The 22,289-nt window shown below is 41.6% G+C and carries 18 protein-coding genes; 16 read left to right on the forward strand and 2 right to left on the reverse strand.

All coding sequences use genetic code 11. From position 1 onward, the window contains the following. The first annotated feature begins 301 nt into the window (after positions 1-301). From MJ612_RS03530 to MJ612_RS03540, 3 genes are all read left to right on the forward strand, one after another. Entirely contained in the window at positions 302-1,738 is a 1,437-nt protein-coding gene (locus MJ612_RS03530) for a glycoside hydrolase family 125 protein (RefSeq protein ID WP_187029496.1), read from the forward strand. A gap of 61 nt (positions 1,739-1,799) precedes the next feature. Continuing rightward, positions 1,800-2,777 carry an isoaspartyl peptidase/L-asparaginase family protein gene (locus MJ612_RS03535; protein ID WP_187029498.1) on the forward strand — a complete coding sequence of 326 codons (978 nt, stop codon included), beginning with the start codon at positions 1,800-1,802 and terminating at the stop codon, positions 2,775-2,777. Continuing rightward, on the forward strand, positions 2,758-3,522 hold the full coding sequence (locus MJ612_RS03540) for a copper homeostasis protein CutC (RefSeq protein WP_187029500.1): 765 nt from the start codon (positions 2,758-2,760) through the stop codon (positions 3,520-3,522). Before MJ612_RS03535 ends, MJ612_RS03540 begins: the two co-directional genes overlap by 20 nt. 16 nt (positions 3,523-3,538) lie before the next feature. On the opposite strand, the gene MJ612_RS03545 is transcribed toward MJ612_RS03540, so the two are convergent. Then, the gene (locus MJ612_RS03545) at positions 3,539-5,839 is read right to left on the reverse strand and encodes a GH92 family glycosyl hydrolase (protein ID WP_187029502.1); all 2,301 of its coding nucleotides are present in this window, start codon (positions 5,837-5,839) and stop codon (positions 3,539-3,541) included. Between the two features lie 350 nt (positions 5,840-6,189). Between MJ612_RS03545 and MJ612_RS03550 the strand changes: the two genes are divergently transcribed. The 13 genes from MJ612_RS03550 (at position 6,190) to MJ612_RS03610 (ending at position 19,416) form a co-directional block, all read left to right on the forward strand. Continuing rightward, the gene (locus MJ612_RS03550) at positions 6,190-6,717 is read left to right on the forward strand and encodes a DUF2975 domain-containing protein (RefSeq protein ID WP_187029504.1); all 528 of its coding nucleotides are present in this window, start codon (positions 6,190-6,192) and stop codon (positions 6,715-6,717) included. Between the two features lie 2 nt (positions 6,718-6,719). Continuing rightward, positions 6,720-6,923 carry a helix-turn-helix domain-containing protein gene (locus tag MJ612_RS03555; RefSeq protein WP_187029506.1) on the forward strand — a complete coding sequence of 68 codons (204 nt, stop codon included), beginning with the start codon at positions 6,720-6,722 and terminating at the stop codon, positions 6,921-6,923. Between the two features lie 151 nt (positions 6,924-7,074). Then, positions 7,075-7,980, forward strand: coding sequence for an ABC transporter ATP-binding protein (locus tag MJ612_RS03560; RefSeq protein WP_317233028.1), 906 nt, complete (start codon positions 7,075-7,077; stop codon positions 7,978-7,980). Continuing rightward, complete coding sequence (locus MJ612_RS03565; protein ID WP_187029508.1) at positions 7,974-11,522, forward strand: M1 family aminopeptidase; 3,549 nt, start codon at positions 7,974-7,976, stop codon at positions 11,520-11,522. Before MJ612_RS03560 ends, MJ612_RS03565 begins: the two co-directional genes overlap by 7 nt. A gap of 45 nt (positions 11,523-11,567) precedes the next feature. Then, entirely contained in the window at positions 11,568-12,635 is a 1,068-nt protein-coding gene (locus MJ612_RS03570) for a WD40 repeat domain-containing protein (RefSeq protein WP_187029510.1), read from the forward strand. A 517-nt stretch (positions 12,636-13,152) separates the two neighbouring features. Next, positions 13,153-14,163 carry an aldo/keto reductase gene (locus tag MJ612_RS03575; RefSeq protein ID WP_187029512.1) on the forward strand — a complete coding sequence of 337 codons (1,011 nt, stop codon included), beginning with the start codon at positions 13,153-13,155 and terminating at the stop codon, positions 14,161-14,163. A 490-nt stretch (positions 14,164-14,653) separates the two neighbouring features. After that, the gene (locus tag MJ612_RS03580; protein WP_187029514.1) at positions 14,654-15,841 is read left to right on the forward strand and encodes a site-specific integrase; all 1,188 of its coding nucleotides are present in this window, start codon (positions 14,654-14,656) and stop codon (positions 15,839-15,841) included. A 627-nt stretch (positions 15,842-16,468) separates the two neighbouring features. Continuing rightward, positions 16,469-16,720: a helix-turn-helix domain-containing protein gene (locus MJ612_RS03585; RefSeq protein WP_187029516.1), complete on the forward strand. Its 252-nt coding sequence runs from the start codon at positions 16,469-16,471 to the stop codon at positions 16,718-16,720. Between the two features lie 5 nt (positions 16,721-16,725). Further along, on the forward strand, positions 16,726-17,049 hold the full coding sequence (locus MJ612_RS03590) for a hypothetical protein (RefSeq protein WP_187029518.1): 324 nt from the start codon (positions 16,726-16,728) through the stop codon (positions 17,047-17,049). Beyond that, entirely contained in the window at positions 17,046-17,393 is a 348-nt protein-coding gene (locus MJ612_RS03595) for a hypothetical protein (protein WP_187029520.1), read from the forward strand. The genes MJ612_RS03590 and MJ612_RS03595 overlap by 4 nt, the downstream gene beginning before the upstream one ends. Positions 17,394-17,405: 12 nt before the next feature. Then, positions 17,406-18,557, forward strand: a complete 1,152-nt coding sequence (locus MJ612_RS03600; protein ID WP_187029524.1) for a P-loop NTPase family protein — start codon at positions 17,406-17,408, stop codon at positions 18,555-18,557. Between the two features lie 308 nt (positions 18,558-18,865). Further along, positions 18,866-19,216, forward strand: a complete 351-nt coding sequence (locus tag MJ612_RS03605) for a hypothetical protein (RefSeq protein WP_187029526.1) — start codon at positions 18,866-18,868, stop codon at positions 19,214-19,216. A 2-nt stretch (positions 19,217-19,218) separates the two neighbouring features. Next, positions 19,219-19,416, forward strand: a complete 198-nt coding sequence (locus MJ612_RS03610; protein WP_187029528.1) for a hypothetical protein — start codon at positions 19,219-19,221, stop codon at positions 19,414-19,416. Positions 19,417-19,483: 67 nt separating this feature from the next. On the opposite strand, the gene MJ612_RS03615 is transcribed toward MJ612_RS03610, so the two are convergent. After that, complete coding sequence (locus tag MJ612_RS03615; protein ID WP_187029530.1) at positions 19,484-22,054, reverse strand: KAP family P-loop NTPase fold protein; 2,571 nt, start codon at positions 22,052-22,054, stop codon at positions 19,484-19,486. Positions 22,055-22,289: the final 235 nt, after the last annotated feature.

A 22,289-nucleotide genomic window follows, 5' to 3' on the forward strand; every position in this document is an offset into this window, starting at 1 on the left:
CGGTTTTTTTATGGTTGTAGAACAAAGGATAGAATTCTCGAACCAAGTTCGCAAGGGCTTAGCTATAATAAAAGGGATATTATCACCTTTATACAAGTATACCTGTCATCAATCTTTCATGAGCTCCTTTTACACCCATACTTAGAACAGAATCCTCTGTTTGTTTCTATTCAAAATTTCATATATATTCAAAATAATAAGTTGGCTATTTATGCTTCTGATTCAGTGGTAATACTTGACTTTGATCAAAAACAAAGGCCTTTATGAAGTAATGTCTGGCTTTCAAAACTAGAATATATATATGCCTACCAGAAGGGAATTTGTTAAGACAGGAAGTATAGCTACAGCAGGTCTTGCAGCCACCGGGTTTTCTTTTATGTCGTTTGCGCAGAAAGATACATTTACCAGCCAGCGCCCTGCCTTATCAGCACGGAACTTCACCAGCAAAGCTGTAGAAAATAAGATAAAGGAAGTAAAGAAAGCTATAGCCGATAAAGAACTGGCCTGGATCTTTGAAAACTGCCTGCCTAGTACCCTTGATACCACTGTAACTCACCGGGAGAAAAACGGAAGACCAGATACCTATGTCATAACCGGCGATATTGATGCGATGTGGCTGCGCGACAGTTCGGCACAAGTATGGCCTTACCTTGCGCTAATGGATAAAGATAAGCCGCTACAACGTTTAATAGCCGGTGTTATCAACCGTCAGACGAGTTACATTCTGAAGGACCCATACGCCAACGCTTTTTACAACGACCCAGCCAAAGAAGGAGAGTGGGCAAAAGACCTTACCAAGATGCAGCCGGGTGTGCACGAGCGCAAGTGGGAGATCGATTCGCTTTGCTACCCGATCAGGCTGGGTTACCATTACTGGAAGACTTCCGGCGATACCGATCCCTTTGATGCCAACTGGGAAAAGGCCATGAAACTGGTGGTAAAAACATTTAAGGAACAGCAGCGAAAGGCGGACAAGGGACCTTACAAGTTTCAGCGGGTAACAGGTTGGCAAACCGATACCGTGGCTGGTGCCGGTTACGGAAATCCGATAAAACCGGTGGGCCTGATTTGCTCCACTTTCCGCCCATCCGACGATGCCACGACCTACTTGTTCCTAATTCCTTCCAACTACTTTGCGGTTACATCGCTCCGCCAGTTAGCCGAGATGAGCCAGAAACTAAAACAGGATAAAGCCTTTGCAACCGAATGTACCGCGCTGGCTGACGAAGTAGAGAAAGCGCTTCAACAGTATGCTGTATTTGAACATCTTAAGTATGACAAAATCCATCCGTTTGAGGTGGATGGTTATGGCAATGAATTGTTTATGGATGATGCCAATATTCCGAGCCTGCTTTCTTTGCCATACTTAGGCAGTTGTGCTGCGGATGATCCAGTATACTTGAATACCCGCCGGTTTGTGCTAAGCGAGGATAACCCCTGGTTTTTTAAAGGCAAAGCTGGCGAGGGCATCGGTGGGCCGCATGTAGGCGCTGATATGATCTGGCCGATGAGCATCATTATGAGAGCCATGACGAGCCAGTCGGACGAAGAAATAAAGAACTGCCTGCATACTTTAAAAACGACGCATGCAGGTACAGGCTTTATGCACGAAACTTTTCACAAGGACAATCCTGAAAAGTTTACCAGAAAATGGTTTGCCTGGGTTAATACCCTTTTTGGTGAACTAATTCTGAAACTCCATGCTGAGCGTCCGCATTTGCTAAAAGCACAAGTATAAAATAATATTTTACTGAACTGAATCAGTTGTCATACAACTTGAACACCACCAACTATAGCCCATGAGCACCAGACGTAAATTCATAAAAATATCAGCTATAGGCGCTACTTTTTTGAGCGGCGGCTTTCAGTTTGCCAGCGCCTTTGCCGGTTCTGTTAAACAAGGAAAAGGCAGCAAACCCATAGTCATTTCTACCTGGGACCACGGCATACCCGCCAACGAGGCCGCCTGGAAGATTCTATCCAAAAACGGCAGTGCCTTGGATGCGGTAGAGGCAGGTGTACGTGTGCCTGAAGCAGACCCGAATGTGCGTACTGTTGGTTATGGCGGTTACCCGGACCGGGAAGGAAAAGTAACGCTGGATGCCTGCATTATGGATAAGGACAGCAACTGCGGATCTGTAGCCTTCCTGCAGAACATCAAGCACCCTATTTCGGTTGCCCGCAAGGTAATGGAAGATACACCGCATGTGATGTTAGTAGGTGAAGGTGCTTTGCAATTTGCTTTATCCAAAGGATTTAAAAAGGAGAACCTGCTGACTCCTGAGTCTGAAAAGGATTGGAAAAACTGGCTCAAAGAATCAAAGTATAAACCAGTCATTAACATCGAAAACCACGACACCATTGGCATGCTGGCTTTGGATGCTAATGGTGACCTGGCAGGAGCTTGTACCACCAGCGGTGCTTCTTTTAAAATGCACGGGCGCGTGGGGGATTCACCCATTATCGGAGCGGGCTTGTTCGTGGATAATGAAGTAGGAGCTGCCACGGCCACAGGCCTGGGCGAAGCGGTAATCCGGATGGTGGGCAGCCATTTGGTTGTTGAACTCATGCGACAGGGCAATTCCCCGGAAGATGCCTGCCGATTAGCCGTAGAACGTATCATTTCCAAGCAAAAAGATGTGAAAGACCTACAGGTTGGTTTTATTGCCCTGAATAAGAACGGGGAGTATGGCGGCTTCTGCATCCACAAGGGCTTTAACTATGCCTTACAGGATAAATCGGGAACTAAGCTACTGGATGGAAAGAGCAAGTTCTAACCTGGTTCCGGTACTGGAAATTTGTGTAGATTCTGTTGCCTCTGCACTGGCTGCCGAGCAAGGCGGGGCACAGCGCGTCGAGCTATGCGATTACCTGGCGGGAGGTGGTACAACACCCAGTACCGGTATGATCGAGGTGGTTCGGAAAAGTATAAATATAGGCCTGCACGTACTCATTCGTCCACGCCGGGGAGATTTTCTGTACTCTGAGGCGGAGTTTGAAGTGATGAAAAAGGATATTGCCCTGTGCCGTGAACTAGGAGCGGATGGTGTAGTGATCGGTGCGCTGACGAAGTATGGAAGTATAGATACTGCCGGAACAGCAGAATTAATGGCGCAGGCCGAACCGATGAGCATTACCTTCCACAGAGCCTTCGATCTTTGTGCTGATCCTATAAAAGCGTTGGATGATTTACTGGCTCTGGGTGTAGATCGCTTGCTCACATCCGGTCAGCAGGAAACAGCACTACAGGGAGCGGAACTGATCCGGGAACTTCATAAAAGAGCTGCGGGAAAAATGATCATTATGCCCGGTGGGGGAGTAACTCCTGCCAATGTACAGGAGTTACTAAGTATAACCGGTGTGCGAGAAGTACATGCCTCCTTTCGCAAATCCGTGGCAAGCGAAATGCAATTCCGCCAAGACTCTCCGCCCATGTTTAGCTTTAAGCAAATTTCAGAGTTCGAGCAGCTGGTAGCCGATGTGGAGCAGGTGAGAGCTATGCGTGCAACTTTTAAGGTATAAAAATATACTTCTGTTTTTACTCAACAATTGATTTCGACCTGTCCTCTTTGGCTGTTCCCCAGATTGAACTTGGAAGGTTTCCCATCTCAAAAACCAGCTTGCCACCCAGCATCAAATCCTTGTGTAGGATGTATGACTTTGTGTAGAGTTTTCCGTTGAGGGTTATACTTTGAATGTACTTATTCTCCGAGCTATTATTCAGGGCTTCTATCTCGAGTATTTTCCCGTTAGGCAATGTTAAAGTAGCCTGTTTTACTGCCGGACTTCCAAACACATAAGCTCCATTGGCAGGATTTACTGGGTAGAAGCCAAGTGACGAAAAAATATACCAGGCTGACATCTGCCCCACATCCTCATTGCCGATCAGGCCATCAGGTTTAGCAGTATACATGTTGTCAACTATAAACCGCACCTTCTCCGCTGTTTTCCAGGGCTGTCCGGCATAGGCGTACAGGTAAGTAATGTGGTGACTGGGCTCGTTGCCATGTGCGTATTGCCCAATCAAACCGGTTATGTCGTTAGACGCTTCTTCGCCCATGTCGCCTTCAGCGGTAAACAGCGAATCGAGTTTATGAGCAAAGGCTTCCTCGCCGCCCAATAAGTTCATCAGCCCTTCCACATCCTGTGGCACCAGCCAGGTATATTGCCATGAATTTCCTTCGGCATAATCATCTTTGCGGTGGGCCGACTTGAACGGATCGAATGGTGTGCGCCACTCGTTCTGCGAAACGCGGCCACGCATAAAACGGGTCTGTTTGTCGAAGTAGTTTTCGTAGTTTCTGCCGCGCTTGCTGAAGTATTCGTAGTCCGCCTGTTTGCCCATCTTCTTAGCAACCTGTGCAATGCTCCAGTCTGCAATAGCATATTCCAAGCCTTTGGCTACACTTTCTACCTCAGCGTCTGCAGGTATAAAACCCTTTTCCTTAACATGTGCCAGACCAAACTCATTACCCATTGCGGTGGCTTTCATTGCCTCGAAAGCTAGCTCATGATCAAAACCGTTGAAGCCCTTAAGTATGGCATCGGCCACGACCGGCACGCTGCTATAGCCCACCATGGTATTGGTCTCGTTGCCCATCAGGTGCCACACCGGTAACTTGCCCTGCTGTTGGTAAATTGCCAACATGGAATTGATCATGTCATTCACCCTGTTCGATTGAAGGATGGTAAATAGTGGGTGTGCTGCTCTGTAGGTATCCCAGAGGGAGAAAGTAGTTAAGTTTGTAAAGTTTGCCTTCGGGTATACTTTCTTATCGGTGCCACGGTAATCGCCGTTGTAGTCGTTGAAAACAGAGGGTGCGATCATGGTATGGTACAGCGCAGTGTAGAAAGTTATTAGCTGTGCCAGTGTATCAGTTTTTATGCGCACCTTTTGTAACTCACTATTCCAGGCAGCATCGGCTTCCGCTGCTACTCTGTTAAAATCCCAATGCGGGATTTCAGCTTTGATGTTGGCCAATGCATTCTCGGAACTTACAGGAGAGATACCTACTTTCAGTTTTATCTTTTCACCACTCTTTGTAGCAAAATTGGCGACCCCTTTAATTCTGTTCCCTTTAGAAGCAGCAACCATATTACCCAACGAATCACTTACCTGAAAGCTGGAAAAACCCTCGATAGGCTTGGAGAAAACGGCTGCGAAGAAAACGCGCTGGTCTGCGGCCCAGCCCTTAGAGTAGCGGTAGCCATAAAGTATGCTGTCGTTGATTTGGGTAATAAATGTTTCGGTTGGTTGGTCCCAGCCAATGCCTTCTTCCAGGTCAAAAATGATATGCCCCTGATCAGTCTCCGGAAAAGTATACTGATGGAAGCCCACCCGTTCCGTGGCCGTCAGCTCGGCCTGTATATCGTAGCGCTGTAGCTTTACGGCATAGTAACCTGGCTTGGCAGTTTCTTCCTGGTGCGAGTACAGCGACAAAAAGCCCTTCTCCGGATTTTTATGGGTTCCTTTAAGCAGCTTTAGTGTGCCTGTGGTTGGCATAACCGCTATATCACCCAAATCGCCTATACCTGTGCCGCTCAGGTGTGTGTGCGAAAAACCAACAATGGTAGAGTCGGAGTAATGATAACCAGAACACCAGTCCCAGCCTTCAGTCAGGTTATTCGGACCCAGTTGCACTGCTCCAAACGGCACATTGGCTCCCATAAAAACATGCCCGTGGTAGCCGGTACCAATATAGGGGTCTACATATTGGGTAAGGCTGGCATTATTCTCTGAAGTCGCAACTTTATTCGTGCTTTTACATGCTGCAATTGTACTTATAACAATGGCAAAAACAGCTGCAAATTTTATAAAGGGGATGTACTTACTTAGCATGAAGCATACATTTTACGATTGTAGAAGGTTAGGTATCTTTTACTAAAAGTGGCCTTTAATTTAGAATATAAAAACTGGTTTAGCTAATGGATATTCGAGGCAATAGAATATCTAATATTAAATAATTAGTTATGCCTTAGCATATAACTCATACCTAATAAGTGCCAGGTGCAAGCTATTAGTTGGTTATAGTAGCATTGTAAAGCTACTGCTATTTAATGAATAGTTTTAGGGAGATGCTCATGCAAATTTATTCACCTCAATTTTAAATTTATTACTAAAATAGATTAATAAATTATTGTAATTCGATAATTTATTGTTATTTTTGGTTATTGAAAATGCATAAGACTATGAAGAACGTAAGAATTATCGCCAGCATCCTTTTTTTAATCAGCAGAGCAGTAGCTGTGGTTTATTTTGTTACAGCACTTTATGCCACACTTGTACTGGCAGCAAACGAAGTTTTTTCCGGCATAAGCTGGGTCGAAACAACTGCGCAGGGGCGGTTTACTATTATGTATCCATTTACGAAGACGCCCTTCCTTCTTGGGGAATATACTTTTGAGTTTATACTGATGATGATGCTGGGCGTTGTTGGGTATGGCACGTTTGCCTGGCTGCTAAGTGAAGTGTTTAAAATATTTAAACAGGAAAAGCTCTTTACGCAGAATGGCGTGCAAACGCTTACCATTTTCTACATGGCCAATTTCATAGTACCAACAGTTGTGCTGCTTATTAGTCTTTTCTTCGAAGAATACATCCAGTACCTGATCGTCTTTACGCTGCTGCATGGTGTGATAGGCATTTTTGCTTATTTCATGGCCAGCATTTTTAATCAGGGGGTTTTACTACAAAACGACCAGGACCTTACAATTTAGCTATGCCCATTATTATAAACCTCGACGTGATGCTTGCAAAACGGAAAATGAAGTCGAATGAGCTGGCCGAGATTATTGGTCTGACTACTGCTAACTTATCTATACTTAAAACAGGAAAAGCCAAAGCAATTAAGCTTAATACACTGGAGAGTATCTGCCGGGCGTTGGATTGCCAGCCAGGAGATATTCTGGAATACCGCGAGTAATAAAAACAACAATACTATAATATACTTTTTTCAGCTTTAACAAAGGCTGAACAGACTCCACTTTGCCAGTATGTATCACTTTACACCTGCTTAAAAAAGCAGGACAGGCTGCCCTTTGCCTAAATATTTACGATAAAGCTTTTGAAATAAGATGATGAACACGCTAAGTATTAAGAATATCCGAAAAACATACGCTAACGGAGTCACAGCCCTTATCCAGGTATCGCTGGAAATAACCAACGGGATGTTTGGTTTGCTAGGGCCGAACGGGGCCGGTAAATCTACACTTATGCGTACCATTGCTGCCCTGCAGGAACCTGATACCGGAAGTATAACCTTTAACGGAGTTGATATACTTCAGGAACCTGACTACATGCGAAAGAGCTTAGGGTACCTTCCTCAGGAGTTTGGGGTTTATCCTAATGTATCAGCCTATCATTTACTTGATCACATTGCCGTTTTAAAAGGAATCCTGAACTATAGTGACCGAAGCAAGCAAATTAAAGAGCTGTTACACCAGACAAACCTGTGGCAGCACAAAGACAAAGCTGTAAGCTCTTTTTCTGGTGGAATGCGCCAACGCTTCGGTATTGCGCAGGCGCTGTTAGGAAATCCCAAAGTAATTATTGCGGATGAACCTACTGCCGGCCTAGATCCTGAGGAACGCAATCGCTTCCATAATCTACTGCTGGAAATTGGGGAGCAGGTAATAGTTATACTTTCAACCCATATTGTGGAAGACGTTCGGGATCTATGCCCGCAGATGGCGATTATCAGCGAGGGGAGCGTACTGGCGCAAGGCTCACCGGATATATTCATACAGGAGTTGCAGGGTAAAGTATGGGCTAAAACCTTAAACATAACTGAACTGGCAGAACAGGCCCATTTAAACATTATATCAAAGCGTTTTTATGCGGGCAAAACTAAAATACATGCACTGTCTGATGGAAAGCCTGGTGATGGTTTTGAACTGGTAACTCCGGATCTGGAAGATGTCTACTTCAGCACTTTATTTTCTGCATTTACTCCTAACCTTAAAACCGCGGAACTATGCTGATGTACTTAACCAGGTTTGAGCTACTGTACCAACTGCGCAAGCCCTTAACCTATGTGGCGTTGCTAAGCTTTTTGCTCTTCGGCTTTATGATGGGGAGTGTGCGCCATTTACCTTATCCGGATGTGTACCGCAATGCTCCATACAGCATTACCTACATGGTTGGCATTCTGACTTTAGGTATAATTTTCCCGGTAACAGTAACAGTAGCTCAGTCATTCCTGAAAGACAGGGAGTTTAAGTTTGAGGGAATCTTATATGCAACACCTATAGGCAAAAGCAGTTACCTGTCTAGTCAGTTTATAGCCTTATTTGGTACATCATTATTTATACTTTGTGTTGGCGCTTTGGGGATCCTGATTGGGGCTTACATGCCATGGTTGCCTGCCGCAGAGCGTGGGTCGTTTACAGCAATCCATTACGTATGGCCTGTACTTGTTCTTGCCATTCCGAACATCATTTTATGCATAGCTTTTACAGCCAGCATTGCATGGTTAAGCAAAAGTTCATTGGGTGTGTACACTGCTGGCTTATTGTTATACATCTTATACATTACAGGCTCCATTTTCTCTAACTCGCCCCTTATGGCTGGTGCTTCTCCTGCATCTCCTGAAGCAATGGCTCTGATGGCAAAATTAGATCCCTTCGGACTAGCCGCCTTTTTCGAACAAACCCGTTACTGGACAATAGAAAACCGCAATGCTAACCTTTTAAAGTTGAGTGGTAATTTCATGATCAATAGGATTCTATGGCTGGGAGTTTCTATAGTTATAGTTGCTTTATCTTATAGAATATTCTCCTTCAGAAGTATAAAAACTTCTGCGCCCAAGAAAGGAAGTAAACTAAAAGCTGTCGAAGAGTTGCCTGCTACCTATAAGCCTATCAATGTTGAGTTAAAATCATCAATTCATATCCTAAAAAGTAGCTGGAGCCTGACAAGAATTGATCTGAGCCAGGTGGTGAGGGGAATACCATTTGTACTAATTCTTCTGATGGTAACAGGGCTTTTGATAATTGAAACGGCTAACAAAATAGACGGTGGGACGCGCTTTGCTGCACACTTTGCACATTCCAGTTTAATGGCAACAGCCATTTTCGAAACGGTGCCTTTCATGGGTACTCTTATACTTCTGTTTTATAGCAGCGAATTGCTGTGGAAGAGCAAGAGCGTTAATTTTCTTGCTATAGTTAGTTCTACTCCGGTTTCCAATGTTGCCCTTTATCTTTCAAAACTGATAACTCTTGGTCTGATCGTTTTTGGGTTAGTGTTATGGAGTGTGGTGGTAGCAGTGGCGGTGCAGTTTTACTACCAGTATACGATTATAGAATGGCAGGTGTATACTTCGCTGTTATACTACATTGGGTTGCCCTTAGTGCTTTTAACCATCCTGTTGCTGTTTGTGCAGAACCTGTTTGCAAACAAGTACCTGGCATTGTTAGCCAGTGCTATAGTTGTTTTGCTTCTTAACAGTAAGTTAGGAGTGGCTCTAGGAATCAAACACCCGTTGCTCCGTTTTGCCAATACCCTGGAAGTACCCTTGTTTCAGATGAACGGCTTTGACAACTATGGTATGGCCTTCCGTTGGCAGATGTTTCATGAAATTTCGGTAGCTGTTATACTTCTGATTATTACCGTAATGCTATGGAACAGAAATCAGGTAGCAACTCTTATTCGCCGCACGCGTGGTGTAAGGTTTAATCCGGCTGCTACTGTATTAATTGGATTTGCTGCAGTACTGTTGCTTTCTAGTTCTGTTTTTATTTACCGGCAGGTAGCTGCCGATCCAGAAAGTATAAACCAAAAGGAAAAGTTTGACTGGCGGTACGCATATGAGCTGAAGTATAAAACGTATGAAAGCCTTCCGCAGCCATCCATCACCCATGTCACCACCACCATCGATTTATATCCGGGTGAGCATCGTTACGAAGTAAAAGGGAAGTATAAAGCAGTCAACAGGGAAGCAGTAAGTATAGATAGCCTGTTGATTTCTGTTGACCAAAATATTGAGCTTACTTCCCTGAAAATTGAAAATGCCAGCCTGGTTAGGGAAGACAAAGCGTTCGGACATAACATTTACTATTTGCGAAAACCACTGGTGCCGCAGGACAGCATCACGATAGCGTTTAGCTTTACAGCTGCCTGGTCACCTTTACAGCAGCACGTGCCTACCAATGCTATTCTATCTAATGGGTCATTTATGAGGATCAGCAGGTATTTCCCTGTTTTGGGCTATCAACCAGAAAATGAAATAGACAACGTGAAGGAAAGGCTGGAGCGGGGACTACCTGAACAGGAACCTTTAAGGCACGCACTTGCTGATGCGCTTGATGATTACCAGTTTATTATACTGGATGCTGTGGTATCGACAGACGAAGACCAAACTCCCTTAGGAGTCGGTGAACTAGTAGGAAGCTGGAAGAAGCAAGGTAGAAACTATGCACGTTTTAAAACTGATCGCCCGATACCTTTTCGTTTTGCAGTAGCCTCTGCCAAGTACAAAGTGAAAAAAGATAGCTTTCAGGACATTGCTATAGAAGTGTATTATGACGCCCGGCACTACCAGAATGTAGATAGGCTGATTGAAAATGCGAAAGCAACCTTAGCATACGGGCATAATAATTTCGGACCCTTTCCCCATAAAAGCATACGGTTTGCTGAAATTTCATCTTATGCTACAGGCTTTGCCGCTACAGCTTATCCTACCATTATTTTTTCCAAAGAAGACCAAGGCTTTCAGGCAGATTTGCGCAAAGGAGATGAACAGGATATAACCAACCAGTTGGCAGGCCATGAACTGGCGCATTTGTGGTGGGGGAGTGCACAAGTTAACCCCGACATTCGGGAAGGCCACAGCTTGATGACAGAGACGTTGGCACAGTACACAGAACTCATGCTCTACCGCAGAGCACACGGCTTTACAAAAAGTCTGGAGCTTTTAAAAGTGCACCTGGACTTATACTTAAGCAGTAGGGGCTACGACCCGGAGATGCCTCTTTACAAGGTTGATTTTGAGAGTCCGCATATAGTCTACAACAAAGGTATGGTAGTGATGCACCAACTGGAGCAGCTGATAGGCGAGACCAAGGTGAATGAGGCCTTGAAAGCCTTTTACTGCAAGTATAAATTTCCGAATCCGGCTCCAAGATCTACTGATCTGTTAAACTGTTTTTATGCTGTAGCTCCTGCTAGTGCACATGCCAAAATAGATGAACTGTTCAAGCAAATTATCACTTATGACGCCAAAGTTGAAGGTGTAAGTATCAGAAAGCAACCGGATGGCACTTATGAAACAATCTTTACGGCAAGCATTCAAAAGTATAGCACAACAGAGAAAGGGAAAAAGTATACGATAGCTCCTGATCCATTTCTGGAAGTTGGCGTGATGACCTCAAAAGGCAATCAGGTTGTAAAGCGGTTCCGGGTGCAAAACAGCAGGATTACAGGTACTTTTTTAACCTCTAAAAAGCCACAACTCCTGGTACTTGATCCACTACTGAAAAACATGGAAGTATTTCCAAAAGATAATGAAAAGGTAATTCCTTAACGCTTGTTCGTGTCATCACATTCATCAATTTTCTAATCAACTTTTATGAAAAAATCATCTTTTAAGGTATTTGTAAGCAGAAAGCATTTGCTTATACTTTTTGCGCTGCTTCTTGGCTCCAATATACTCTTCTCCTGTAATGCCCAATCCCCTGAAACTAAAGGAAAAATGGCTACGCTGTATCAGGCCTATCAGATGCATAAGGCAAGTATATGGGATGTAAAATTTAGTCCTGACAGTAAATACCTGGCCAGCGCAAGTATAGATAGCACAGCTAAGATTTTTCTGGTGGAGAATGGCCAGGTTGTGCAGAATTTAAAGCACCCTATAGGCGTTACATCCATTGCTTTTAGTCCCGATGGAGCCTATGTAGTGACCAGTTGCTACGACGCTATAATCAGGCTATGGCGGGTTGCAGACGGGGCGCTCGTCAGAACTTATTTAGGACACGAAAATACGGTTTGGGACGTAACTTTTAGCCCGGATGGAAGCATGTTAGCAAGTTGCGGAGAAGATAAAAAAATTAGGTTGTGGAATGTTGAAAGCGGTGCATTGATAAAGGCATTTGAAGGACATACCTTAAATATTTGGTCTGTGGCTTTTAGTCCGGATGGGCATACTTTGGCAAGCGGCAGCTTTGATGCAACTGTAAAGGTTTGGGATGTACAAACTGGTAAATCATTAACTACACTATCTGACCATAAACAAGCCATCATCTCAGTTGCTTTTAGTCCTGATGGTACAAAGCTGGCTAGTGGCAGCGATGATAAATCCGTGAAAATCTGGAGTACTTATGACTGGCGTTTACAACAGGGTTTAACAGGAGGAGCTGAGTGTGTCTATTCCGTCGCTTTTAGCCCCGACGGAAAATATTTACTGAGTGGCAGCCGGGACAAAGGACCTATTGGTGAGCTTATACAAAATGTCTTTGGCCATTCAGAAGTGAACAAGGAAACAACTGTCCGGCTCTGGGACATAGAAAATGGAAGGCTTTTAGATGCGTATTCTGAGAATGCAAACGAAGTGAATGCGGTTGCTTTTAGCAATGATGGAAAATGGATGGCAAGTGGAAGCCAAGACAAAAAAGTCGTGGTTTGGCGGTTTTTAAAGTAGCTGAATGGATTAAATTATTTTGACTGCAATATATATAGTCTCTTCTCCTTCTCACATTTAATGAATGAAGGGTCCTCTGACATAGATAAATTGGTTAAATAGGCAACTGTTCCTGATTGTTCACCATATATAGTCGGATAGTGTATAAAGGTAAGATATAAAAAGAGAGAGCAAATAGCAGCTATAATCCCCTTTGTTACTCTCGAAATAAAATACTGTTTACTTATTTAAGTAAGCGATATTTAAAGCTTTCGAAATAGGCCAAAGAATGGAATAATCATACCTTATGCTTGGGGACTTGGTGGGGTTGTATGAGAATTTGGGGATTAATGTTCCTCCTAACTATATCAGTAAAGCACCTCATTTAACAGTTTCCGCAAACTGGATGAGGAAGTTTCTATGACTCCTTGTGGTAGTAATACCTTGACAGATGAAAAACCATTGATGATGAAAAACTATTGATTAAATACTTTGTTAAGAGTCTGCTGAAAGCAATCATTAACTATAAATACTATTAATGGAACTAAGAAAATTAGGTAATTCAGATGTAAAGGTAACACCAATGGCTTTTGGTGCCTGGGCTATTGGTGGATGGATGTGGGGTGGAGCTGAGGAACAGGCTGCTATCCGTGCCATTAAAGCTGCTTTTGATGCAGGTATCACAACTATAGATACTGCTCCTGTGTATGGATTTGGCCGCAGTGAAGAGCTAGTAGGTAAGGCACTGGCAGGTATCCCCCGTGAGCAATATCAGATATTAACCAAGTTTGGCATGAACTGGCAAACCGAACAGGGAGAGTATTTCTTTGATTCTGTCGATAATGATGGAAGGCCGTTTAAAATGTATAAATGGGCATCAAAGGAAAAAGTGGTGCAGGAGTGTGAAGCTAGTCTGCGCCGCCTTAAAACAGATTATATCGATCTTTTCCAAATTCACTGGCCTGATGCTACTACCCCTATTAGCGAAACATTTGAAGCAGTGCAACGCCTGATAGAACAAGGCAAAGTAAGAGCTGCAGGCGTGTGCAATTATAATATAGCACAGGTCGTAGAAGCATTAGAGACCATTCAATTAGTATCAAACCAGGTACCGTATTCCATGATCAATCGTGGTATTGAAAAAGATGTTATGCCGCAGGCAATTGAGAAAGGGTTAGGTATTATTCCTTACAGCCCTTTACAAAGGGGGCTGCTGACGGGTAAGATAAGAACTGGGCATAAGTTTAATGAAGGTGATACCAGAGAGGGAAATATTTTTTATACAGATGAAAACATACGTCGAACGCAGGCACTTTTGGATGTGATAAGACCTATTGCTGAAAAGTATAATATAACTTTAGGGCAGTTGGTGATTAACTGGACGATACACCGGCCAGGAGTTGCCTGTGTATTGGTAGGAGCCCGAGACGAACAGCAGGTGGCTGACAATGCGAAAGCTTTGGAGTTCACCCTGACTTCTGAAGAATTAAATGCTATTACTGCCGCTGCTGATAAATTCAGTCTGGCACCGTTAACTCCGGAAGTATAAATGATTATAAAAGGCAGACTAGTTAATGGTCTGCCTTATTTAAAAATATGGTGTTGGTTTGGTTTCTTTCCTAGGCACAAGTTCTGCTCCAGAAGACTTGCTGAAAAATATTGCCTATGTACACTCCTCCGACCTCTTTCAACAATGCAGAAGAGCAAGGACCAACTTTCAAGTATACTTACACAGATGACCAGCCTTTTCAGCCAGATACAGCAGTTTTTGGAGCAAAAAGAAAAAGGGAAAAGCGATCTAAATAATCACTTTTCCCTTTCAGTAGTCCGTAGGGCAACATCATATGATAACATCTGATAAAAAGTGCAAGTATCTGCTAACAAAAGTGCTTATATTCAATTTAAACGCATATTTGTTATTACATCTTATCCGATGTTAGCAGGTGTTATAAAATGTTTTGTTACTTTTTTGTTACTCTTGTTGCTTTCTTGTAGGTTTGGATCAGCTTCAAAACAGCTGCTAAAAATCCAACTGCAACATGGCAAAAAAGACAACTGAATCCACTCCTGAAAAGACACCACAAACCCGTGTGGTAGTAAAAGGAAAGCTGGTAAAACTACGCGCTAGGAAAATGCCTAAGGGTGGTGAATCGCTTTACCTAGACTACAACGAAAATGGCAAGCGCAAGTACGACTTTTTAGGGCTCCACCTAACAGAGAACCCGAAGACCAGCAAAGAGCGCCAGCAGAACAAAGACAATCAACTATTAGCCGAGCGCATACGGTCCGAGCGCGAATTACAGCTTTCCAAGAACACGCTCATCGTCAAAGCATCCGTTCAGCGCAAGGCGGACTTTCTACTGTATTTGAAAGAATATACTGAAGCGTATCCAAAGAAAGATAAACGTGTGATCAAGGCCATGGCCAGCCAGTTCAAGAAGTTTGTAGGAGAGCCGCCTATCTTTCCTTTCTCTGAAATTACGGTGCGTTTGTGTTCCCGCTTCCGAATGCATTTAGAGCTAAACTGCAAAGGCTCTACCCCCTATAACTACTTCAAAAAGTTTCGTAAAGTAATCAAGCAGGCCGTGAAAGACGGGATTATCGGCTATAACCCGGCTGAAGATGTAGAGAACCGCTATACTGAAGGCATTGAAAAAGATGTGCTTACCACTGATGAAATACAGAAGATGGCCGATAAGGAGTGTTTCCTGCCGGAAGTAAAACGAGCCTTTCTGTTTAGCTGCGTGACGGGCCTTCGCTTTTGCGATGTAAAGGAACTGGAATGGAAGTCTATTGCTGATAACGTGATGCGTTTAAAGCAGCAGAAAACAAGCAAGGATGTAGTGATCAACTTAAATTCTTCAGCGCTAAAACTGCTGGGCAAAAGACCTAAGCCAAAAGTTAAAGCTACCGGAAAGAAAAAAGATAAGGTAGCAGCTGTCCCTGAAGTACAAGATGAACGCCAATTGGTTTTTACGCTTCCAACTAGTAACACCTGCAATAAACATTTGCAAAGCTGGGCAAAAAAAGCAGGTATAGAGAAGAAAGTGACCTGGCACTGTGCCCGCCACTCCTTTGGCACCAACCTGTTCATTACAGGAGCAGACATTCGTTCGGTGTCAGGCTTACTAGGGCACTCCAGCCTGGTAGAAACACAGAAGTATGTACGACTAGTAGAGTCCCTGAAAGAGAAGGCAGTTGATAACCTCCCTGAGATTACTTTTTAAGAAAGCATGCTATGTTATTTTTATATTGAAAAGAAGGTGAACCTAACCTTTTTTTTCTTCTGATGTATCAATAGGGAAGTTGAGAAAAATTATTTTAATTTTTTTTCAAAGCTTCTTTTTTTCCAATCAGACCATTTTTTGTCAGATGTTATATGTTTCTTAACAGATGTTAACAATGGCGTTGAAATATGAAAATATATTAACTTTAATATGTTAATAACCAGTTAGTTATATGTTTGCAGATTTTGAATTTGTCTATAACTTGCAGTGCCAAAATGATAGTATTATTTAATATTAAATTATTTTTCAATCCTTAAAATTCTATAGCCTATGGTATAAAAGAAGCAGTCACAAATATTTAGAAAGAAGAATTTATTAGCCTAGAAGTTCATTGGAGGAACCATTACATTGAAACAACGAAGCAATAATCAATTTTTTGAAGAGTAAATACCATACTGGGAAGATTGGCAAAGTAATACCCTAATCCTTTTCCAAATTCTTAAGTGGAGCAATGTCTAACTCTTCACAGTTAACCAATAATGCGTTCTATCGAGCAGCATTAGACTAATAAATTTTAAGATGAAATATAACAACGAACATAAAAGTAAACCTAATGTTAGGCCTACTATGGAAGAGCGCTTAAACTCTTCTCGGTCTAAGATTTTTAGAGTCCCTGAAGCTGCCGAATACCTCGGTGTTTCCAGATCACAGATCTATAAACTAACCCGCGAACGGCTCATCAACATATCAAAGCCAGGCGGAAAAATCATCTACATTTCCCAAGAAAGCCTGGATGCGTACGCTTTAAGCAATGGGTTGAAAACCGTTGAACAAATCGGCGCAGAAGCCTCTCACTATTTGTCTTCCCGTAAATCTTAACGAGTATGAGTACTTTCAATCATATTCTAAAGCAGCTCCAGGAGTTGCTAGGGAAAGTTATATCCTATTTTAAGCTTGGCATCGTGCATGATAATGAAGTGGCTAAACAGGAATGTGAATCTTGTGATAAATTGTTAAACTGGCGTGGCGCAGTCCAATTGGTCAGCTTTAGTGAAGATTATCGTAGGTCCCTAGTTTCTAATAGAAGAATTAAACATAGAAGATTAAAAGGAAGAATCTTCATTCAACGTTCAGAGCTCCTGCGATGGGATAAAAAGTGGAAAGATGATTTATCTGGTAAAGAACCTTTTAAGGAAAACCAGATATGAATGCATCACGAGTAGCCTTAGATGAGTTGAATCTTTTGGTGGAAGAAGCATCCCTATTAGCAGTTGTAAATAAGGAAAAGCTTCTTAGTTATCTGGCTGAAACCAGCGATAGCCCAGCCATTAGAGAAAGAAGAATTGCTCATGTCATGAAACTGGAGGAGCAGTACGAGGGACTAGTTGCTTTCAGGCAGCGCTTTCATCAGAGTATGTTGGAAGCGATTGCGGAAATCTATCATGTGCTTTCAAAGGATAAAATGCTGAAAGGCGCTAAACTCATTGTTGAGTATACAGATGATAAGTTCAGTCCTACATATCCTTTTCAAATCAATCTTTACTTCATTTAAAATTAATTTACAGTGATACATACTAATTCATCTGCTGCTGGCAAAGGGGCCAGCAGCACCCTAGAGCTTATCCGAAACTCCCGGGAACGTTTGCGTCAACGGATAGCGGATAAAATAAAGTTTGCCGACCCATATGTGCTCTTTCACGACAAGGGCCTTATTTATCCAAACACAATAAATCTAATCCAGGGAAAGACCGGCTCTCACAAGAGCCGCCTGGTGGAGTTAATCTGCGTCATATTGTTGGCCCGGAACCCGGAACTGGTAGAGCGCATTTCCTGGGTCAGGCGCGGAAGCAGCACTCAGAAATTCCGTGTGGTTTACATTGATACAGAGCGGAATGAAAGGGACCAGTTGCCTTACGCCTTGCAGCAAATTCAGCTAAAAGCAGGATACAAGAAAAATGAAAAGCCGGAGAACTTCGATTACTTTTCCTTTATTCAAGTACCCCGAATGGAAAGACACCAAGCTTTGGAAGACTATTTGCGCCTAGAGCTGAATGCCAAATCGGACGAAGCAGTGGTGGTGGTGTTAGATGTGATCACAGACTGCGTTTCCAATTTCAACGATTCGGCTGACAGCATGCAGTTACTGGATTTCTTGAACATGCAAATCTCGCAGCACAACATCACTTTTATCTGTGTGATACATGAGAATCCGACGGGTGGAGATAAGCCACGAGGACATGTGGGAACAGAACTACAGAATAAGTCTAGTTCCCAGCTGCAGATCGGCTACGAGCAGGATGCCGGAAAGCGCGATACGGAACTTATCCGGGTGTCCACACTCAAGAACAGGGTAAATGCCAAGCAACCACCTGTTTACCTGCGTTATGATGTGCATGAACGCGGATTGGTATTGGCTGAAGATGCATTGATTCAGCAGACGATAGACAGTAGGCGGACAAAGGTACCTGCTGCGGACTTGCTTGATTTCCTGAAGGAAAACCTGCGCGAGCCCATGAGTAGTGCGGATTTGATCGTAATGATCAAAAAGCACTTCGGCTGCAGTCGCGGAACGGCCTTTGACCGCATTAAAGAATTGCTTCTAGACGGAAACCGGCAACTGATTGCGGCCAATGTGACCGGACCGCGTTTGGAGAAAATTCCGCACGGAAAAAAGGAGCTTTACCACCTTGTTTTTCCGGGTGTTTTTGAAGAATAATTGATGAGTCCAAGTCCAACGCCTATATATGGTCTTTGGACTTGGACTTCTTTATTTCCGCACTTTTTGGAGGCTTTTTCATAAGTACATTTTTAGTTTTTCACTACCATGATATTTCATATTACTATACATGTAATGCGCTTTCATTTACATGGTATGTATTCTTATGTATATGTATGTGTTTTTGAATTGTAAGTATTTAATACACTGTAAATTAAGTTAAAAAAAGTTTCAGGACACCTGACTTTGATGTTGTATATAGGTATATTTGTATATAATTAATTTATACACTCTAAACCCTTATTATCATGGAAACAAGACTTGATCTTCTCACAGGAGAGGAGTTCACCCCGGGTCGCCGGAACCAGCGCTTTGCCAGTCGCGAAAACCAGGTGCGCTACAACAACCTGCTGGCCCAGCAGAAACGTGATGCCAAGCGCCCGCTGGACCGTGCCCTGGACACGAACCGCACCATCTTAAAGCGCCTGCTCGGAGAAGCCAAGAGCGTAACCTTTAGCCGGGAGTATCTTATGGGAGCGGGCTATGACTTTACGGCTTACACCCAGATCGCGCAAAATGAAAAAGCTTCTTACTGGTGCGTGTACGAGTTCGCCTTAACACCTCAACAAGACAGTAAACTTAAGATCAGCAGGAGGTAGGTATGGAACGACATTTTGAAGTAGGACAGCTCTCTGAACTTGCCGCTTACTGTATCGGCATGGCCTATGTAGTTAATACCAACAGTACCAACCGCTGGAACATGATCTTTTTCTTAATAATTGCTGCGGTGCTTACATGGATTATCTACAAATCTATAAATAAGAATCATAAAAAATCATTCAAAAAACATGTAATTTAATGTTAGGTTTACTATACACTTTATAGTTTAGGGTGTATAGTAAACCTACTTATTTCAATGAAGTAATTTAATAGCTGAGGTCTATTGGTATCACATCGAATTTATATTCAATAGGGGTCTCAATACCATTTACTGATAATAAGTTGTAGAAGTCTATAAACTCTTTGATATAAAGTGGGTTAACATCTTTATTAGCCTCAAGTATATCTAAAAACTCATCCCAATTTTTCCAAAAAGTTAAGACATAATTGGTTAGTGAAAATCTGGCTGAATTATTTCTATCTGGAACTATTAAGCTTTTAAGAAAACCTTCTAAATCTTTGGTGAGAATAAACTTCTTGAAAATGTGTCTCGCTTTATCTGGTATTATTTCCTTTTTTGTGCCGTCTTCTGCTTGAATAGTTATGTGTGTATATTGAAAAAAGCGCCAGAATTCATCATCTATCTGATTATTCCTATTTGCATATTCTTCAAAGTATGATACTGCACAATCCACTAAGTCGTCTTTAGTTACAGGTAAATTCCAATTAGAATTTTTAAGCCATCTACCTATTAGCCTACTCTCAAAGGTAAATGGATATGTTGCTTCTTTAAACAGGCTTAAAAAGAACAATAAATATTCTTCAGGGGAAGGGTAAAATTTAGTACTAGCACTTGAATCATACATTGAAAGTTTATTGATTAAATCTTCATCGTTATAACCAACAATAGAAAAGTAGCGGTCATTATCAGTTGGCTTTAAATTAGCTAAGTAGAATATACCCCTGATTATTTTTTCAAAATCTTCTCTACTTTCATATTCTCTTATATCTTCAAATCTTGTCTTTAATTCTCTGTCTAATCCTTCTGATACTCGAGCAAGAATAAACTTATTGAACTCAGTTTGTGATTTTAATCTAGCATTTGTAAATGCTACCTCTGATAAGTTATTATTTGTTAGGTTGTAAGTAAAATACTTTCTAAAATGAATAGGGTATACTACAGATAAGAAATCCTGATGGTGTTGATAGTCATAAGCGTGCTTATTAAATGTTAGCTCAAGCAGTTCTATTATGTTCTTTACAGAACCTTCATCAATAGAATAACGGTCAAGATTTAGTATCAAGTGCTTTTCAATCTCTGTAGAACAAGAAGAAGTTTTTAACTGGTCTGCACGAGCAGTATTTATGTTAACTATGTTGTCTTTATTAGGAGTTAAGATGTATTTATGTTTAATAGATGATTGTTGCTGAGTTGTAAAGTACTTAAAATAATTTACCGAGATGTGTTCATATACTGCAGGGAATTTTAGGCGCAAAAGTTGTAAGTATATAAAGTCTTTTATATAAACTTCTCCCTGTAGGCCTTCCATTGTAACCGATATAGAATTTGTAAGCCGAGTAACATCTCTCAAACTTGTTAACCAAGAAGTAAAATTTAACTCCTTTTCAAAATATTGCCTAAAGAGAGCTGTTGTGATTGATTGATGCAAATTTTTAGGGAAAATAGCTTTCAAGTTTTTCAATAAATTATCTTTAAAAATACTTGTATCAATAGCAGGAAGATTTATTTCTAGCTGAAAGATTTTTTCAAGGTATGATTGGTAATTATGAGAGTTGTAGTCTTGTACCGCTTTAAGTACATAATCACGGTCATACGCTACAATAAAGATTGTATTATAGAAATTTGCTGTATTACGAATAAGACGCATAACTTCTAATATCTCATACTTATCTAATCGATCTAAATCATCTACAAATATGATAAGCTTTTTACCAATCTTCCTTAGTTTATGATCAATAGCTTCATGTAAGTTTGAGATAGAAGAATCACCAGTTAATAAAACGGTAGATGCTCTGAAAGACTGGGTAAATGTGTTGTCATTAAGAGAACTGAGTTTATTCGCATACTTTATAAGTTGTTGAGCTAAAGATGAATAATATGGTCGAAGTTCATCTTGTAGAGTATCAAAGAAATCCTGAATAATAGCCGTGGAGCTACTACTGTTCCAGGAGTTAAAATCAACAAGTATATGATTATCAGAAGTTAGGTTGGCTTTAATTAAGTTGAAGAAAGATGTTTTCCCCATTCCCCATTTTCCATTAACACCAATAGCAAAAGAGTTTTCAAAATTGGAGGACTCAATCTTTCCGGCTACAGTTTTTGCATACTCATTATACCCAAGTTCATCAGGTTTATTTTCATCTATAGGTTCATCATTGAAGAATGAAATAGATTGTTTTTCTCCTTTTTGTTCTCTTTTTGGCTGTACTACTTTTAATGCTTTTATAACCAAAGGCAGAGCAGTAGCAAGTAATACAATATCAAAATATTTGACACCTTCAAGCTTATAAAATGGAGTAAAAGACCAAGTTGCATCAGTTATTCTATAAAATAGATATATAGTGCTCACAATCAATAAAATAATTAATGTGTTGTTAGCAATGATTGCTTTTCGATGTATATAACTGTATATAATTAGGCCAATTGATAATAAAATAAAAATGAAGTTGTTTAACGGTGATTTCTCACAATAAGCAAGTACATACTTGACTAATGTTGTATTAATTAAATTTTCAACTGGAACATGAAAGACTATTAATAAACAGAGGATTATGAACAGCGTTATAGTTGTTGGTTTAAGTATCTTGTTTTGCAATTTTTAGGAATTTAGAGTTAAATAAATTAGGTCCCTATTTAAACTGATGCCATAAAGAAGCTAGGGAGTTCTCTACCTGACTAGTACTTAATCACTCAAAGTGGGAATAAATCACTTCAAAGACTGCTCGTTTTCTGTTTGACGCAGCAAGCCCAATCCATGAAGTGTTTATAGCAGATTGTCGATCTACTGGAGGCGCTGTTGTTGCTGTGCTCTTGCTACGGGCTTGAACTGT

This window comes from Pontibacter deserti (assembly GCF_023630255.1).
Classification (GTDB): Bacteria; Bacteroidota; Bacteroidia; order Cytophagales; family Hymenobacteraceae; genus Pontibacter; species Pontibacter deserti.